At 45.0% G+C, this 18478-nt stretch carries 15 protein-coding genes; 6 read left to right on the forward strand and 9 right to left on the reverse strand.

What is annotated here, in order from left to right; genetic code table 11:
• Nucleotides 1-457: 457 nt before the first annotated feature.
• Together L2748_RS15055 and lexA are read right to left on the reverse strand one after the other, a co-directional pair.
• Entirely contained in the window at nt 458-994 is a 537-nt protein-coding gene (locus L2748_RS15055) for a cell division inhibitor SulA (protein WP_220778276.1), read from the reverse strand.
• On the reverse strand, nt 991-1611 hold the full coding sequence (lexA, locus tag L2748_RS15060; RefSeq protein ID WP_220778274.1) for a transcriptional repressor LexA: 621 nt from the start codon (nt 1609-1611) through the stop codon (nt 991-993). The genes L2748_RS15055 and lexA overlap by 4 nt, the downstream gene beginning before the upstream one ends.
• Nucleotides 1612-2215: 604 nt before the next feature.
• Here lexA and plsB point away from each other — a divergent pair.
• Nucleotides 2216-4639 carry a glycerol-3-phosphate 1-O-acyltransferase PlsB gene (gene plsB / locus L2748_RS15065; protein WP_220778272.1) on the forward strand — a complete coding sequence of 808 codons (2424 nt, stop codon included), beginning with the start codon at nt 2216-2218 and terminating at the stop codon, nt 4637-4639.
• Nucleotides 4639-5895, forward strand: a complete 1257-nt coding sequence (gene mtr / locus L2748_RS15070; RefSeq protein ID WP_220778271.1) for a tryptophan permease — start codon at nt 4639-4641, stop codon at nt 5893-5895. The genes plsB and mtr overlap by 1 nt, the downstream gene beginning before the upstream one ends.
• Nucleotides 5896-5927: 32 nt before the next feature.
• Here the strand turns inward: mtr and L2748_RS15075 are convergent, their stop codons facing one another.
• Nucleotides 5928-6956, reverse strand: a complete 1029-nt coding sequence (locus tag L2748_RS15075; RefSeq protein WP_220778268.1) for an AraC family transcriptional regulator — start codon at nt 6954-6956, stop codon at nt 5928-5930.
• Between the two features lie 138 nt (nt 6957-7094).
• Here L2748_RS15075 and L2748_RS15080 point away from each other — a divergent pair, with 138 nt between their 5' ends.
• The 3 genes from L2748_RS15080 (at nt 7095) to L2748_RS15090 (ending at nt 9685) form a co-directional block, all read left to right on the forward strand.
• Nucleotides 7095-7436, forward strand: coding sequence for an MFS transporter (locus tag L2748_RS15080; protein WP_220778267.1), 342 nt, complete (start codon nt 7095-7097; stop codon nt 7434-7436).
• Entirely contained in the window at nt 7429-8652 is a 1224-nt protein-coding gene (locus L2748_RS15085; RefSeq protein WP_220778266.1) for an HlyD family secretion protein, read from the forward strand. The genes L2748_RS15080 and L2748_RS15085 overlap by 8 nt, the downstream gene beginning before the upstream one ends.
• Nucleotides 8653-8902: 250 nt before the next feature.
• The gene (locus L2748_RS15090) at nt 8903-9685 is read left to right on the forward strand and encodes a VOC family protein (protein WP_220778265.1); all 783 of its coding nucleotides are present in this window, start codon (nt 8903-8905) and stop codon (nt 9683-9685) included.
• Nucleotides 9686-9759: 74 nt separating this feature from the next.
• Here the strand turns inward: L2748_RS15090 and L2748_RS15095 are convergent, their stop codons facing one another.
• The 6 genes from L2748_RS15095 to L2748_RS15120 all read right to left on the reverse strand — a co-directional run bounded on the left by L2748_RS15095 (nt 9760) and on the right by L2748_RS15120 (nt 17083).
• On the reverse strand, nt 9760-12897 hold the full coding sequence (locus L2748_RS15095) for an efflux RND transporter permease subunit (protein ID WP_220778264.1): 3138 nt from the start codon (nt 12895-12897) through the stop codon (nt 9760-9762).
• A 14-nt stretch (nt 12898-12911) separates the two neighbouring features.
• The gene (locus tag L2748_RS15100; protein WP_220778263.1) at nt 12912-14714 is read right to left on the reverse strand and encodes an efflux RND transporter periplasmic adaptor subunit; all 1803 of its coding nucleotides are present in this window, start codon (nt 14712-14714) and stop codon (nt 12912-12914) included.
• A gap of 23 nt (nt 14715-14737) precedes the next feature.
• Entirely contained in the window at nt 14738-15349 is a 612-nt protein-coding gene (locus L2748_RS15105) for a heavy metal-binding domain-containing protein (RefSeq protein WP_220778262.1), read from the reverse strand.
• 132 nt (nt 15350-15481) lie between these two features.
• Entirely contained in the window at nt 15482-15892 is a 411-nt protein-coding gene (locus tag L2748_RS15110) for a hypothetical protein (protein ID WP_220778261.1), read from the reverse strand.
• Between the two features lie 144 nt (nt 15893-16036).
• Complete coding sequence (locus tag L2748_RS15115; RefSeq protein WP_220778260.1) at nt 16037-16453, reverse strand: DUF2057 family protein; 417 nt, start codon at nt 16451-16453, stop codon at nt 16037-16039.
• A gap of 216 nt (nt 16454-16669) precedes the next feature.
• Nucleotides 16670-17083 (reverse strand): hypothetical protein, encoded by a 414-nt coding sequence (locus L2748_RS15120; RefSeq protein WP_220778258.1) that lies wholly within the window; start codon nt 17081-17083, stop codon nt 16670-16672.
• Between the two features lie 393 nt (nt 17084-17476).
• On the opposite strand from L2748_RS15120, the gene L2748_RS15125 reads away from it, so the two are divergent.
• The gene (locus L2748_RS15125; protein ID WP_220778256.1) at nt 17477-18040 is read left to right on the forward strand and encodes a NapC/NirT family cytochrome c; all 564 of its coding nucleotides are present in this window, start codon (nt 17477-17479) and stop codon (nt 18038-18040) included.
• Nucleotides 18041-18478: the final 438 nt, after the last annotated feature.

Below are 18478 nucleotides of genomic sequence, written 5' to 3' on the forward strand. Positions count from 1 at the left end.
AAGACAAAGAAGAGTCACACAGTAAGTCTCTGCTCTATGTAAACTCTTCAGTTCCCAAAAAAGCAACGATGACTTCAAAGTGCGCGAGTGGTTTTGTCAAACTTGCCGAACTAACTCAATTACGGCAGCGACTATTGTATATTCAGTATTTGTTACTGACAGTTTTGTATCACCACGTTGGCACTTACGGCTGAAATATATCAGGCCGATTTCAGTCTCAATTTGCGGGTTTACTTACTTAGCTGCAAATTAAAGACCGACGACTAAATCGCTCGGATATAACAAATTATCGTTGTTATCACTTCTAACACTACTTGGTGTTTAAATATTGATCAAGATCACTTTTCAAATGATTTGCAGAATGAGGAAAATAAAAAAGCTCTCATGCGAGAGCGTTTAGTAAGCTGTATTTCTTTATTGGAAATAATGAATTAGAAATTGAGGGTGATACCTGTGCCTAGTGTAGACCACCAAACAGAGAGGCTTGAACAAAAGTATTATCTTGAGCATTAGCGCTGCATTCAGTGATAGTTTCATGGTGATGATTGCATGAGGTTGCGACGCCATTTTCAATCAAGATCCCCGCTGCACGTGCACTTTTAGCTACTAATTGTAGACGACGGCTATCGCGTGCATCTAACGAGTTAGTCCAAGTGATTACAGCGCTCGAAGTACCGCTGGTTAATGCTTTTTCCATTGCCCATAAGGTTTCAACTTCATCTTTCGCGTGGACTAATAAAATTCTGTCCATGCGGACACCCGCTGCTGCTAACATCTGTTTATAACCTATGTTTGGCGGGCTAATGAGTACAATCCAGCGACCCTGTTGGCTTAGCTGTGAAAGCTGCGCACTAATCTGTTTCAGTTCATCACGGCCTTGGGTTTGGGTAACCATAGTGGTGATATCTTTGATCGGATTGTTTGCCAATGTGGTCGATGGCATATCTTGCCAAAGACCTGGGTGGCGCGGGCTTGTTCCCATTAGTTTGTTCATTGCCAGTCTCCATTGCGGATCACACCAACAGCTAAACCTTCAATGCTTAAGCTTTGGTTGGCTAGATCCACTTCAATTGGTGAGTAGTCTTCGTTTTCAGCGTGTAAGAAAACTTTATTACCCTTTTTCTCAAAACGCTTAACGGTAACGTCGTCTTCGACTCGAGCTACTACAACCTGACCATTCCGAGCCTGTTCTATCTTATGTACAGCTAACAGATCGCCTTCGAGAATACCGATATTCTTCATACTGTCACCGCGAACTCGCAGTAAAAAGTCTGCCGCTGGACGGAACATTGCTGGATCAACTTGGTAATGTTGTTCAACATGTTCTTGAGCAAGAATGGGTTCACCTGCAGCCACTTGGCCGATAAGCGGTAAACCTAAATCCTCTTCTTCGGTGCTTTCTTGGGTTAATTTTATACCGCGAGAAGTACCCGGCATAATTTCAATGCAGCCTTTCTTAGCTAAAGCTTTTAAATGCTCTTCGGCAGCATTGGCAGATTTAAAACCTAAACGACGAGCGATCTCGGCACGGGTAGGTGGCATGCCTGTGTCAGCAATATTACGTTTAATTAGCTCTAAAATTTCTGCTTGGCGCGGTGTAAGTGGTCTCATTATTAACCCTGTCTTTCTATACAGTACCTGTCAGTATATACAGTAATTTTATGAGTGCAAGTAATAACCAGATATAACTTTTTTCTGTGGGATCCAGTTTCAAATGAAATAAATCCAGCGATATTAAACTCACAACCTGATTGCTCATCAGATATTCACTCAGAAGCCGGATGATTACTGACTTAACTGAGATTTAACGAGGTTTAATTGGGGAAAAGCGGGGAGTTTGGGTTGATAAGGTGAGTTTCATTTTGGCTGGATTTATGGGGGAGAATTTCACATTATCCCGGATCAAGCTGAAATACCTAGCTGGTTTTTGCCTGTTAACTTATTGATTTTATGTTGGGGAGAGTTTCATTTGAAACAGGATCCCACATAGACAGTCAATTGACTTTGCTGATGGCTCCGCCCCATAACAAGATGAAACCAGTATGAACGCAATTTAATTCTCCTGGCATTGACGGTTTTTATTATTTTTAATCGTAAGCCTTTGTTCTATAAATATACAAGCAAGATTGTGTAGGCTAACAATACTAACGCGCAAACCGTTTAAATATCTGGTATTCTAGCGCCTTATTAGAAGCGACTAACATTGCATATAAACATGTCCAAACAAGACTCTCTTTGGTTTAAATCTTTACGCTGGTTACAGCGCAAATTGGTGCACACAGTAGTTGTGCCTCACGATCCATTTGATGATCTCAATCTTGATCCGAGCAAGCCGCTTGCCTATGTCATGAAAACGGCATCCGTTAGTGATATTGCGGCATTGAGCGAAATTACCGCCAAACTCGGTTTACCAAGCCCGTATGAAGATCTTGAGGTTAATGGCGTAAAAGCGCCTAGAGTTGTTTGTCTCGAAGGCAGCAAGCCGCTTTTTGGTCAGCGTGAAGGCGGCGAGCCGTATATCGACTGCTTTAAGCGTTTGCTTAGCGTGCATAAACAGAATCGCGAATTAGATATTCAATTGGTGCCAGTGAGCCTTTATTGGGGTCGTACTCCAGGTAAAGAAGACGACACCATGCGTGCGGCTGTGCTTGAGCGCCAGAACCCTACTTGGTTACGTAAGTGTTTGATGATCCTGTTCTTAGGTCGTCATAACTTTGTGCAGTTTTCCAATGCGGTTTCACTGCGTTATATGGCGGATGAGCACGGCACTGACAAGCGCATCGCGCAGAAGCTTGCGCGTGTTGCACGGGTGCATTTCCAGCGTCAACGTAAAGTGATGACGGGGCCACAGCTGCCAAAACGTCAGGCACTGTTCCATTCGTTGCTAAAGTCTGAATCCATTACTAAAGCGATTAAAGAAGAAGCGGCGAGCAAAAAGATTTCCGAGGCAGAAGCGCGCGCCAAAGCCATGGAATATCTCGATGAAGTTGCTGCAGATTATTCAGATAGCTTAGTGCGTATCGCCGAGCGTTTCCTGACTTGGCTGTGGAATAAGCTATATAAAGGCATCAATATTAAAGGTGCTGAGCAAGTGCGTCAGCTACACCATGACGGCCATGAAATTGTGTATGTACCTTGTCACCGTAGCCATATGGATTACTTGTTACTGTCGTACATTCTTTATTATCAAGGTATGGTACCGCCGCATATTGCTGCGGGTATTAACCTTAACTTCTGGCCTGCAGGCCCAGCGTTCCGCCGTGGCGGTGCTTTCTTTATTCGCCGTAGTTTTGGTGGCAATAAGCTATATACCGCAGTATTCCGTGAGTATTTAGATCAGCTATTTACCAAAGGTTACTCTGTGGAGTACTTCACCGAAGGTGGCCGTTCGCGCACAGGGCGTTTATTAGCGCCAAAAACCGGTATGTTGGCAATGACATTGAACAGCGTACTGCGCGGTGTTGAGCGTCCAGTAACTTTAGTGCCTGTGTACTTGGGCTATGACCATGTAATGGAAGTGGCGACGTACCACAAAGAGCTAAGTGGTAAGAAGAAAAAGAAAGAGTCGGTATGGCAGGTATTTGGCGCAATTCGTAAGCTTGGCAACTTTGGTCAAGGGTATGTGAATTTTGGTAAGCCAATTACTTTGCACAGTTTCCTAAATGAACAAGCGCCGACTTGGCGTGAAGATCTTGCTAATGATCCAGAACAAAAGCCCTCTTGGTTAACACCTGTGGTAAACACCCTTGCTAACCGTGTAATGACTAACATCAATGATGCGGCAGCGGTGAGTTCGGTAACCTTAACCAGTATGGTGTTGTTGGCATCTGAGCAAAATGCTTTAGAGCGTTCACAGCTAGAAAAGCAGTTAGACTTGTATCTAACTATTCTTAAAGAGCAGCCATATACTGAATACACTTCTGTGCCTGAAGGCACGGGGCATGATTTGGTGTCTCAAGGCTTAGAGCTTAAGAAGCTGCAGATTGAAAGCGATCCGCTTGGCGATATTATTTCTATCGATCAAAGCATCGCAATCACCATGACTTACTATCGTAATAACATTATTCATTTAATGGTGCTACCATCGTTAATCGCTGCTTGTTTATTGCGTAAAGAACACTGTAGCCGTAACGATGTGGTGAGCATTGTGAATGACTTCTACCCATTGCTTGAAGCAGAGCTGTTTATGGGAATTGAAGATCCTAGTCTGTATGCAAACCAGATCTTAGACATCTTTGTTGCTCAAGGTTTAGTGGTTGAAGCTGAACACTTTGAAGTGGTCGATAGCAATATCAATCAACTACTGCTGCTATCGGGTACGATTAGTGAAACTATGCAGCGCTATGCGATTTTGTTTAACCTGCTTGAGGTTAAACCCAATATTGAGCGTTCTGATCTTGAAAGAGACAGTCACCGCTTAGCACAAAGGTTAGGTGCACTTCACGGTATTACCGCTCCAGAGTTTTATGACAAGAAGCTATACGCTACGCTGAGTGTCAAATTAAAAGAGCTAGGTCACCTAGCTGACAACGAAGGGTGTGCGGATATCAAACGAATTAAAGAGAGAGCTAACTTGTTGCTACGCTCGTCAGTAAGACAAACTATCGTTGATAGTGTGCATGCGGAGCAAAAAGTTTAATGGCTAATCACATGAATGCAGCCAAGAATAAGGTTGCAAGTAAGTCGCTGTTAGGCGGCGCGATGATCATTGCGGGCACAGCAGTTGGCGCCGGTATGTTTTCATTACCTGTTGTCGGTGCTGGCATGTGGTTTGGCTACTCGCTAATGATGATGGTGGGTGTGTGGTTTTGTATGTTGGTGTCGGGGCTTATGCTGCTTGAGACCAACTTACACTTCGAGCCAGGCGCGAGCTTCGATACACTGACTAAAGCCACCTTGGGTCAGTTTTGGCGTATCGTCAACGGTCTATCGATTGCGTTTGTACTGTATATTTTGACCTATGCCTATATCAGCGGCGGTGGTTCAGTCGTTAATCATAGCCTTGAAGGGCTTGGGGTTAATCTTCCCCAGAGCGTTGCTGGCTTGGTATTTGCTGGTGTGCTAGCAACCATAGTTATTATTAGTACTAAAGCGGTCGATAGAATTACCACTATCATGCTTGGCGGTATGATTATTACTTTCTTCCTGGCTGTGGGTAACCTGCTGCTCGACGTTGAGTCGGTAAAGCTGTTTAGCCCTGATGGAGAAAACAAGTATTTGCCTTATATGCTAGCCGCACTGCCTTTTGGTCTTGTGAGCTTTGGCTACCACGGCAATGTGCCAAGCCTAGTAAAATACTATGGTAAAGACCATCGCACTATTATCAAGGCGATTGTAATTGGTACCGGTATCGCATTAGTTATTTATACCTGCTGGCTGGTCGCCACTATGGGGAATATCTCTCGTACAGGCTTTATCGGCATTATTGAGCAGGGTGGTAATATGGGCGTGTTGGTCAATGCCCTGTCTGGTGTGATAACCAGTGATTGGTTAACGACCATGCTGACCCTGTTTGCTAACCTAGCTGTGGCCTCGTCTTTCCTTGGGGTAACCTTAGGTCTGTTTGACTACTTGGCTGACCTATTTGGTTTTGATGAGTCGCGTTCAGGCCGCTTTAAGACAGCCGCTGTGACCTTTCTACCGCCAACAGTACTAGGCTTACTATTTCCCAATGGTTTCCTTATCGCTATTGGCTTTGCGGCGTTAGCTGCAACTATCTGGGCGGCAATTGTACCGGCGATGATGGCTTATAAAGTCAGAGTGATGTATCCAGATAGCACTAGCTACAAAGTACCTGGCGGTAACGCGGTGATCGCTATTGTGATCCTATTTGGTATCGTTACTGCAGCATGCCATTTGTTGGCAATGGCAGATCTGTTGCCGCTATACGGTTAACTGTTAGTGTTAAGCCAATTAAAAGCCTCTTTTTAAAGAGGCTTTTTGCTTTTTAAGTTTAGCTTAGCTAAATACTGAGTCGGTGTTTGTCTGCGAAAGCGGGTAAATGAGCGACTAAAACTATGGCTATTGCTATAGCCTAATAGCTGCGATATTTCTGCGATGTCCTTGCCTTCCAACATATATTTTATCGCCTGATTACACAGGATATAGCCTGCTAAATAAGTGAAGGTAAAACCTAGCTTTTGCAGTCGCCTTTGCAGTTGCTGGCGTGAGATATCAAACAAGGATGCGACCGTATCAACGTTAGGTAAACCGTAATAGCGCGAGTAATTGACCATTTCATACAGCACTTTAGGTGTATCAGTCGGCTGTGGCATATTGAGGTACTTTTCTAGCTGTGACAGTGGGATGGCGGCGGTTAACGGTTCTGGAGTGTAAATGTAATCATCGGTCGACATCAGTAAGTCATCAATATTCAACCAGATCTCTGTTTGCGGCGCATTCCAAGCAACAGGGCAACCAAATAGTTGCTCCACTTGTTGCTGGTTAACTGGTGAGCCACTAAGGCGAACTTTTTTAGGCTGGTAGCTGTTACCGACATAATGTTTTATGGCGTTAAATAAAGTTAGGGCCACCCGTAAAGAATCGTGACTGCGAGCCTTATCTTTGACAAAGGGATTGTTGTAACACCACTTTAAGATCTTACCTGATTGCTGGGCGTAATAGCTGGCGCCGGACTGAAAACAGCAAACACCATGATTGATCCGCCGGAACGAAATCGCTAAGTCGGGGGCGCTTAAAAACCAGTTTGCCGGTACTTCTAGGCTATCAAGTGTCAGGTGACTGCGGATATTAAGCATAAAATCAGCGTCACCAGTTAAGGTCTCAATCTGCTCTAACCATTTAGACACTTCTGTAAAAGGGATCAGCATCATCGGATCTTGTAGCAGTAAATCTGGTACCCCGAGTGCATTGCTCTTGATGCCGTAATGGGCTTTGATGCCGTTGAATATTGGCAATATATAACAGCAACGAATAAAGGCCGTATTGAGCAACATAAGCAATTCTCGATGTCTAATTAATACCTCATTGAATCATAAATCAACGTCATTTGATACATAAGTGCACATAGTCTTGTTGTTCGGCTTAGGTCGGGCAAACTACCCAGCCAAAACATCGTTTTAAGGTTGGTCGTTATGAGTTTATTTAGCATGCCATTTGTTGATTCCGGCGTAGACGCTGCGCTGCATGGTGTGGCTGCAATCGTGATGGTAGTGACAGTGGCTGCTGCCGCTTTCGGTTTTTGGAAAATCCACGAGATGCCCATTAACAAAGCTCATAAAAAACAGCACCAACAAATAGGACTGATTACGGCGCTCACCTGGATAGGCTTTATCTGGCACTGGGTTTGGGTAATAGCGGTAATGGTTGCCTTTTTAGATGGCGATAAAGCGCTGCGCCGCATACGCGATGTATGGCGAGAAAAAGATCCTGAAGTAGCAGCATCAACAGCGAAAGAGGAGCAGAATAATGCTTGAAGGTTTAGCGGTTTGGGCTTTGTTGATATACCTTTTACGCTTAGTCGGCATGCCTTGGAATGTATATAGCAAAGCATTTGCTTACTTAGGTGGCACGGGCTGGCTAATGTTCGTTTGGGTAGGTTTACTTAACTATACGCCCATGGATTTATCCGGAGGCTCTTTAGTGCAATCACCGCATATTCAGTTGCGACCTGCTAACTCTCAGATCCGCGGTAAAGTCGACAATATTTATGTGCAGCCCAACCAAAAAGTTGAGGCGGGGCAATTAATTTATGATCTCGATGCCGAGCCTTATCAGATTGCGTTAAACAAAGCCTTGGTAGCACAGCAAACCGCTAAGGTGGCTTTGTCACTGGCAAGTGAAGATGTAAAACTTGCACTGAAGCAGCACGAAGTGTCGATAGCCGATGTCAGTATTACGAATAACCAACTCGATGCCGCCAGCAAAGATTTGGCGTGGAAGCAGAAAACTCTCGCTCGCTATATTGAGCAAAACCGTGTGGTACCCGACACCATTACTAAAAGCCAGTTAGATGAACAGCAAACCGCGGTCGATTTGGCGCAAGCTCAAGTGAAGACGTACTCAACTCAAATTGAAAAGGCGCAAATGGCCGAGCATACCGCCTTGCTGAATATTGAAAAGTCTCGTCTTGCCGTTGAAAGCCGCCAATCGGATTTGAATAGTGAGCATGAAAACGTGGCGCAGGCACAATGGAATCTAGATAACACCAAGATTTATGCGCCTACCGATGGCTATGTGACTAACTTTATTATGCGTGAAGGTCAGTACGTTGGTGTAGCACCGCGAATGCAGATGTACACCAATGAAAAGTACGTCTTGATGCGAGTAAACCATCAGGCGATACGTAATGTAAAAGTCGGTCAGCAGGCTGAGTTTGCCTCTGCGGTCTATCCTGGCAAAGTATTTAGCGCTGAGGTTGAAGGTATTGTTGAAGCCACAGGTGAGTCTCAAGGTCGTTTACTGGCATTAGACGATAATGTTAGGCAAACCACAGGGCAAAACCTCAATAATAAACATCACTTTGTTAGGCTAAAGCTTAATGAATCCGCAGATTACGATATCCCGGTTGGATCAGTTGGATTGGCGTGGATCTCGGGCACTAAGCCAATCGAGTTCTTGGCTTTCTTAGATGTAATTAGAGGGATAGTGATAAGAATGAAGTCGCAAATCTACTATTTCTATAGTATTTAATCTTAGCTGTTAACTAGGTGAGCCTTAATCTTGTTTGATAGAGCAAACGCCAATATCGATAGTCGAAATAGCCCTTAATTGGGCTATTTGTTATCTTAAATTCGTTACTTATAAAGCAGAGTCATTCCTTGCTGAGTCGTAAATCAGCTCTAGTACTCAACTGGTGAATAGGTTGAAGTTTTACTTTAGTTGGACACTGAAACGATATCAGTCTTAACTTTATGGATTGCTGCAATTAAGGATAAACGTCATGAAAGTGGACCAATATTTTCAAGGTCAGCCCTGTTGGGCGGAGCTTGCCTCACTAAAAATCGACAGTAGTAAGCGCTTTTATAGCCAGCTATTTGGCTGGGAGATTGTCGTTCTGCCAATTCCCGAGGGGACCTATAGCATGTTGACCATTGAAGATGATGATATTGGTGCCATGTATCAACTTCCTGAGGAGATGGTTGAAAATGGCGAAACGACGCAGTGGACCATTTACTTTGCGGTGGAGAATTTAGACTCCTCTTTAGTTGATGTTACCGGCTCAGGTGGCACTGTGATTGTCGGTCCCCACGATGTGGGCGAAGCTGGGCGTATGGCGGTGATAAAAGATCCCGAAGGGGCAAGGTTTGCTCTTTGGCAGGCCAAGAATCACATTGGCGCTAAACGGGCTGCAGAAAACCATACTTTATGTTGGGTCGAGTTAGCGTGTCGCGATACCGAACAAGCCAAGCAGTTTTATCCCCATGTGCTGGGTTGGGGCACAAGAGCCAGTAATATGGAAGGGATAGAATATACCGAATGGCAAGTGGGCGCACAGGATGTTGGTGGCATGATGGCGATGACGGAGGAGTGGGGCGATATGCCTGCTCACTGGATGTTGTATTTCACCGTAGAAAGCTGTGACGACAAGGCGGCGCAGGTTGAGGAACTCGGTGGCAAAGTGTGTGTGCCGCCAACGGATATTGCCAATGTGGGGCGCTTCGCGGTGATTAACGACCCTGATGGTGGCTTCTTTTCCATTATCGAGTTACGCATGGGCGTTTAATTGGAAGTAAAGAAAAGGGTAGCAAGCTTGCTACCCTTTTTATTGATGGTCATGAATTTATTGCGCTAGCAAAACTACTTCTTATTAAAGGCTCGACCATATATAAGTAAGTAAATTGCTGGAATAACAAATAGCGACAATAACGGAGCGGTAACCATGCCACCGACCATAGGTGCAGCAATCTTCTGCATCACCTCATTACCGGTACCGCTACCCCACATAATCGGCAGTAGACCAAAAAAGATGGTGGCTACCGTCATTGCTTTAGGGCGAATACGCATTACTGCGCCGTGGATAAGTGCTTCGCTTAAGTCGTTACGCTCATTGTATTGACCTGCCAGCTTTCGATCCTTAATGCTGTTGTTAAGGTATACCTGCATTACAACGCCAAACTCTGCCGCGACACCAGCGAGCGCAATCATGCCCACCGAAACGGCGACTGAGAAGTTGAAGTCTAAGAAGTACAGCAGCCAAGCACTACCTACGAGCGAAAATGGCAGACTTAACATGATCACCGATGCCTGAATAAATGAGCTAAAGGTCATCATTAGCAGCATAAAAATTACCGCCAACATCAATGGCACAACCAGCTTCATTTTGGCTTCAACCCGCTGCATATATTCATATTGGCCAGCAAAGGTATAGCTGTAACGAGCCGGTAAAGTAATTTGCTCGTCTAATGCCGCCCTAGCTGTTTCTATATACTCACCAATGGAGATATCTTTTAAATCCACAAATACCCAGCTAATTAAACGGCCATTTTCACTGGCAAGCATAGGTGCACCATCACTAATGGTGATGCTGGCTAAGTTGCCTAATGGTAGGTATTTGCCGGTTTTGGTGAGCACTGGCAAGTCTTCGAGTTTTTCAATGCTGTCACGCAGCTCCCGCGGATAACGTATGTTAATTGGATAGCGTTCTTGCCCTTGAATTGATTGACCAACCTGCATACCGCCAATGGCCATTTGCACCACATCTTGGATGTCTTTTAAGGTCATGCCATAACGTGCAGCATTTTTAAGGTTAGGCTCAATATCAATATAGCGACCACCACTAGTGCGCTGGGCAAAAGCCGATTCGGTGCCGGGGATCTTACTCACCACAGCTTCGATTTCGGTACCTATGCGCTGTAACTCTTCAATATCAGCCCCCGATATTTTGATGCCGACAGGAGTTCGCACCCCTGTTGATAGCATATCAATACGGGTTTTGATCGGTTGCACCCAAGCATTGGTCATACCCGGTACTTTTACGGTTTTTTGTAGCTCCGCGATAATACCTTCCAAGGTCATACCTGCACGCCAGGTTTCTCTTGGGTTGAGCATAATCGTGGTTTCCAGCATGGTTAGCGGCGCAGGATCGGTTGCTGTCATTGCGCGGCCAACTTTGCCGAATACCTGTTTTACTTCGGGCACGGTTTTTATCAGTCTATCGGTTTGCTGCAAAATCTCCGCGGCTTTACCTGCGCTGACGCTCGGTAAAGTGGTTGGCATATAGAGCAAGTCACCTTCTTCAAGCTCAGGCATAAACTCGCTGCCCATCTTGGTCACGGGGTAAACTGCACTTGCTAAGGTCACAATGGCAAGCAAGATGGTGACTTTCGGAAAGCGTAGCACTAGGCGTAATGTTGGCTCGTAAATCGCAATTAAAAAACGACTAATTGGGTTTTTACGCTCATCAGGGATCTTGCCGCGAACAAAGTAACCCAGTAGTACCGGAATTAATGTGATAGCGAGAATCGCACTGGCTGCCATAGCAAAGGTCTTGGTGTACGCCAAAGGATGGAATAAACGACCTTCTTGTGCTTCTAAAGCAAACACAGGCACAAAGCTTAAGGTAATGATAAGTAGGCTGAAAAACAGTGCTGGGCCCACTTCTACCGAGGCTTTACGTACTAGTTCCCAATGGGCGTCACCTGTGGGTGTGGCGCCATTATGCTGCTCGCGATAATGTTCCAGATGTTTATGGGTGTTCTCGACCATTACAATGGCGGCATCCACCACGGCGCCGATTGCAATCGCAATCCCGCCTAAACTCATAATATTGGCGTTAACGCCAATAATGTTCATCACGATAAAGCTGATTAATATCGAGATAGGCAGCGAGATAATTGCCACCATGGTTGAGCGTGCATGCAGTAAGAAGATCAAACAGATCACCCCAACCACTAGCATCTCTTCGAGCACTTTGTGGGTAAGGTTATCGACCGAGTTAAGAATAAGCTCAGAGCGATCGTAAGTGATCACCAACTCAACCCCGTCAGGTAGGCCGTTTTCAACCTCTTTGAGTTTGTCTTTGACATTGTTGATGGTCGCGAGGGCATTTTCACCGTAACGCATCACCACAATACCGCCAACAACTTCGCCTTCACCGTTTAGCTCGGCAATGCCGCGACGTGCCGCAGGACCTGTGCGCAGCTGCGCCACATCTTTCATTAGCACAGGTGTGCCAGATTCAGACACAATACCCAGTGGGATCTCTTCAAAGTCAGCTAAGGTTTGACGATATCCGCTTGAGGTGATCATGTACTCAGCTTCTGCCATCTCAATTACTGAGCCGCCGGTTGAGCTGTTGGAGTTATCTAAGGCATTTTTTACCGTCATCAAATCAATTTGATACAAGGCCAACTTATGTGGATCGACAATAATTTGATACGACTGCTCCATGCCGCCAATGGTGGCTACTTCCGATACGCCTGACACGCTTTGTAGCTCAAGCTTGAGGAACCAATCTTGTAATGACCGCAGTTGAGCTAAGTCATGTTGGCCCTTGCGGTCAACCAAAGCATATTGGAACACCCAGCCAACACCAGAGGCATCTGGCCCTAAGGTCGGCGTGACATTATCGGGTAGCTGGCCTTGGGTTTGCGACAGGTACTCAAGTACCCGCGAGCGCGCCCAATAGATGTCGGTGCCATCTTCAAAAATAATGTAAACGTAAGAGTCACCAAACATGGAGAATCCACGTACGGTTTTAGCCCCCGGTACCGCCAGCATAGCAGTCGATAACGGGTAGGTGATTTGATCTTCTACCAGCTGTGGTGCTTGCCCAGGATAAGAGGTTTTTACAATCACTTGCACATCAGATAAGTCTGGCAGTGCATCAAGTGGTGTCATGCGCATTGCTTGATAGCCAATTAAGGCTATTACGGCAGTCAGCACTAACACCATCGCCCGCTGTTTAATCGAGGCGCTAATAATTCTTTCTAACATAATCAGCCTCCCGATTAATGGTGTGCGTGCGGATCGCTAGCGGCATCGCCACTATTATCGTTAGTGCTATTGCTACCACTTAAACGCTGTAAGCTGCCTTGAATGCTGGCTTCGGAATCGAGCAGGAACTGGCCCGAGACTATGACCTTGTCACCTGCTTGTAAGCCTTCAATGATTTCAGCTTTGCCTTGGGCAATCATGCCGACTTTTACCGGAACAGAAGCAAAACGGTTATCATCGCGCTGCACGACTACGCGGTTTTCACGTCCAGTTAGAATCAATGCTTCAGTTGGAACAGATAGCACTTCGCGTTTAGGGCCGCCGAACAGCTTTACATCGACTAAGGTGCCAGGTTTCAGCAGCTTTTTAGGATTATCGAGTTTGATGCGCACACGCATCGCGCGCGATACGGGATCAAGTTCTGGGTAGATGTAGTCAATATTCGATTCAATATCAAACAAGCCTTGCGCCGCAGAAGTTACTTCTACAGGACGGCCTTGTTCTAGCCAGCTTTGTTCGTTTTCAAATACATCGGCAATCACCCAAACACTGCTTAAATCAACGATTTCGAACAGGGTGTCACCCGGTTGAACGTACATGCCGTGACGCACAGTTAATTTACTGATAAAGCCGTCTTGTTCGGCATAAAATGGTACGCGATAGATAGTTTTTCCGGTACGTTCTAATTGTTTAATCGTTGCGGTATTCACTCCTAGCAGCTCTAGACGTAGCCGCGCTTTACGCAATAAACCTTGGCCGCGCTCTTTGTCTTGTTTAAGGTAATCAACTGCTTGCATATAGTCGTCTTGAGCATTAATAAGCTCTGGCGAATACAGCTCGTATAATAGCTGGCCTTTTTTCACTCGCTGACCGACGTTATGCACCATTAAGGTCTCTATCCAGCCATTAACACGAGTGTGGCTATGACCAATAGTATTTTCGTTGTACTCCACGGTACCAATGGTTTTTACTAGCTTCCAAAGTGTGCCCTTGGTGACTTGCTCGCTGCGCATACCGAGTGCTTGCTGCATGCCGCCTGAGACACCGACAACCACTTCTTCACCAACGCCGCCGACAGTGACTTTTTCTAAATCCATGCCACAGATTGGGCATGATCCAGGTACGTCAGACACCACATGCGGATGCATCGGACATACGTACTTAATATTGCCATCACCGCTGCTTTGCGCTGCGGGTGCAAGCGTTGGTTTAGGCTGGCTTAATATTTTGTCAGCTTGGGTGTGCTCTGGTGTATGTTGGTGGGTAGCATGCTCATCTGCTGGGCTTTCTTCTTCCTCTTCTTTAACAAGGAACATTTTGCACTCAGGGCAGCGACCCGGCTCATGGCTGGTTACTTCTGGGTGCATAGGACAGTAGTAGTTCTCAACTGCTGTAGTGGCAGCATGTTCGCTGTGATTATCTGAATTAGTATCAGAATCAGTGTTTTTTTGATCTGAGACTAAAAACATTTTGCATTCAGGGCAGCGACCCGGCTCGTGGCTGGTCACTTCTGGGTGCATAGGGCAGTAGTAGTGTTCACCTAATGCTGCATTGGTAGCTTTGACGCTAGTTTCTTTTTCATCAGATTTTTTTTCATCTAAGACGAGAAACATTTTGCATTCAGGGCAGCGACCCGGCTCATGGCTGGTCACTTCTGGATGCATAGGGCAATAGTATGTAGAGTCATGCTGGTGGGCATGACTGTGTTGTTCGTTTGGCTCTGCGTTTTGGCTATAGCCTAGCTGTGGAGTCACAGCCATTGTTAGCGTTAGTGCGCAGATTAGTGGCTTTACCACTGGTGCTTTAAAAAGACTCATAATGCCTATCTCCACCCTAAATATTAGTGATGCTGGTGACTAGATTTTGTTGCTGTATCGCCAGTGGCGATTGGCTCTAAGTCCATTCCGCATTTAGGGCAGCTATCGCCTGCTTGACCTGTAATAGCTGGGTTCATTGGGCAGGCATGGGTATGCTTGCTCATATGTTTGTGGTGGTTTTTAGCTTTGTTAGGGCACGACTCTTTATTCGGGCAAGAGTCACAGTTTTTAGCGTTATCCGCCTTAGCAATTGGCTCTAAATCCATACCACATTTAGGGCAGCTATCGCCTGCTTGACCGGTAATGGCTGGGTTCATCGGGCAGGCATGGGTGTGCTTGCTCATATGTTTATGGTGCTTTCCAGCTTTGTTCGGGCACGACTCTTTATTTGGACAAGAGTCACAGTTTATAGCGTGGGTTTTAGCAGCTGTTTTATTGGCTTCTAAATCCATACCACATTTAGGGCAAGAGTCACCTTGGTTACCTGTCACTTCAGGGTGCATTGGACAGGCGTATGCTTGGTGCTGTGCAGCGTGCTGACCTTTATGGGCATGATGATGCTCATTTGCAGACGCTGTAGGGCCCCAAGACAAAACTAACAAGGCAGATAAGGCTAAACTTATAAGGGTTTTCATAACTCAACTCCATCAAAGAGATGGCCGGATGACTGTGCTTAATATAAGCAACAGAACAATTAACGGCATAAATAATTGCTGATTAAGATTAATAACGATTTTTTTAATTTGCATAGAGAGACAGGGCCTCTGTTACGCAATAGGGGGTCTTAAATCTTGTGGCAATGAAATAGAGTGGAAATGAGGCATTGGAGTGGCCGTTATAATTTCGGAGGTGCTAAAACCTGGCCAAGGTGATGCACTCAACAGGGTACCTGTTACAGAAATAACCAAGCAGTGGTTGCAGTCGCTCTGGCATGATCCATTGCCGTTGCAGCAAGGCTGAGCGTTACCGGGAAGCATTTGTATTTCAGCTTCGCAGCAATGAGCGTCTTCATCCATTTGCATTGGGTGACATTCTGTTCCGTCTTGCATGCTCATCATTGGCATGTCATCAGCCATTGCTTTCGGTACTATCAGCGACCCATTAGATAGCACTAGCTGACTCAACAAAGCGAGTAGCGTAAAGGCTAGTAATGTATGACGGCGGATGATGCTAAGCATGATGCTTCCAATTAATGAGCTTTGATAAGTCTACCATAGGAATTAGCTGACACATTGATAAACTTCACAAATTACTTTGTTCAATGTGCCATTAATAGCTAACTAATTCAGTTATTAGTTAGCTATTAATGGCAGTGATTGTCACTACTTAGACAATAATAATTTAGCCATCAACTGACTGTGAGTCATTAAGCTAACTTGTTTCTCATCGCCCATACCGTTACGAAGTTTAATGGTTGGGTTGCTGATAAACTGCAGTGCATCCTCTTCAGATAAAATGCTCGGGGTAAAAGCTTGATAGTTGTTTGCAACGTCAAAGTCGAGGTAGAGGTACAGAGGTTCTGATCTGACCCAACTTGAATCCTCTGCATTACTTTCAAACAGATCACTGTATCTCACTTCTATTAAGTTATGGCCGTTGTCGAGCTCTAAGTAGCGACTGTCAACGTTAGCGAGGCCATTAAGGGTTAATACATCGATAGACTCAGGGAAAGACACTGATGCTGCTGAAGTGAAAAAGCTTGCTAATGATAATGTGATTACGGTGATAAATTTTTTCATAATAAACTCCGAAATATTTTTATTGTGCGTTGCTGAGCATCACTTTGTGACTAGATGCGGCAAACGCTATTACCAACTACTGACTATAAATGTGGTAGTGCTGGCGTAATATTTTGATCATGCAGGGCACTTAAACTCTTGGCTAAACCTGTTGAGTATTCTCTGTGACAGGTAAGTCTGTAGCAGATGAGCCCCTAAATGCGGTTGAAGTAAGACTTATGCGTAAATCGGAGGGGGATTTTTAGATGAAAGCTCAACAGTTTGTAATGACCAAAAGTTGGCTTGGATACTATTGCTAGAGCTTTGAATTGATATGGCAAGTTGAGAGTGGTCAACAATTCCTGGAGCCGAAGCACAATGTGAGACGCAGTTTCCAGCAGCTAACTGCTCGCAAACCGCATCGCAGTCGATTTTTAACTGACTAAGCTGAACGGCTTGTGGAACGCAATCTTGATGGTTATCGGATTGGTTGATGCTGGTAAGCTGCTGCGGCAGGGGCGTGACTGTATCTTGTTGAATAAGGGGGTGCGAGCTCGCAGACAAATATTTAGGCATTGCCATCGCAGGAGACAGAATAAACTGGCTCACCAATGCGACTAAAAATGCTAAATATGCTAACTGCTTACTCATGTCAAACCTTAACGTTTATGGAATAAAGATGATGTAATAACCAAGACCTGACTTTTGCTTAAAAAGTTTCAAATAATCACAAATTTTTTGATTTTTAGTGTGTCCTACCCCTCAGTTTTACATCTAAAAGGAATTCAAAGTAATTGCTTTAAATCATTATTTTATAAGGCTTGCTCCTAAGTAACCTTGCGGTTTTCAAGGCTTTAGAGTAGCTTTAGTAAACGTGCATATAAAGTGAGCGAATTTGGCGGTGAGGACAGAGTTAGAGCCATGTCTCATTTTGCACTTTTAGTTCCAGATCAATGAGTAGGATCTAGTTTATAATAGTTTGCATAAATTAAAGATGAAGTTCAGCTTCATCGTAGAAAATAATTAAATACTTGGAGATGAGTGATGAACTGGCGAGCACTATTTAAACCCAGCGCAAAAATTTCGATTCTGGCATTGCTGATTATCGGTGTCGTTGTCGGTGTTGTAGGCTACTTTGGTACACAACAAACTTTACATGCCACAAGTACAGATGAGTTCTGTATGAGCTGTCATAGCAACCACTCATTGAAAGATGAAGTGTTAGCATCTGCTCACGGCGGTGGTAGTGCTGGTATCGTGGTACAGTGTCAAGATTGTCACCTTCCACACAACCCAGTTAAGTACCTAGTTAAGAAGATCATCGTATCTAAAGATCTATACGGTTACCTAACAATTGACGGCTTTAACACTCAAGAGTGGTTGGATGAGAACCGCAAAGAGCAAGCTGATCTAGCGCTTAAGTACTTCAAAGGCAATGACTCTGCTAACTGTCAGCACTGTCACTCTCGCATCTACGAGAACCAGCCTGAAACTATGAAGAAGATGGCGAAAAGAATGCACGCTAACAACTTCAAGAAAGAAGAAGACAAGCGTAAGACTTGTGTAGACTGTCACAAAGGTGTTGCTCACGTTTATCCTAAGGGATAATACTCAGGCTAAAGCCTAGGAATTGAGTAAACCAGACTGTTTTAAGTAACAAGTCTAAGCGACAAGTTAAATCGCTAAAAGCCCCTTAATTGGGGCTTTTTTGTTTTTCATGGTAGCTCAATTGTTCAATTGGTCGTGGTCGAATACGATAAAGCTGACGGCATAAATGCCGACCTACGCATACAACACAATACAAGGCTTTGTAGGTTGGGCTTTAGCCCATCAATATACTGAATATAGTGATAGCTAAATTGGCGAGGCTGAGGGCGATAAGCCTAACGGCATAAATGCCGAGCGATGCAATACAACGCAATACTAGGCTTTGTAGGTTGGGCTTTAGCCCATCGATATACTGAATATAGTGATAGCTAAATTGGCGAGGCTGAGGGCGATAAGCCTAACGGCATAAATGCCGAGCGATGCAATACAACGCAATAC

The organism is Shewanella sairae, assembly GCF_023283535.1.
Classification (GTDB): Bacteria; Pseudomonadota; Gammaproteobacteria; order Enterobacterales; family Shewanellaceae; genus Shewanella; species Shewanella sairae.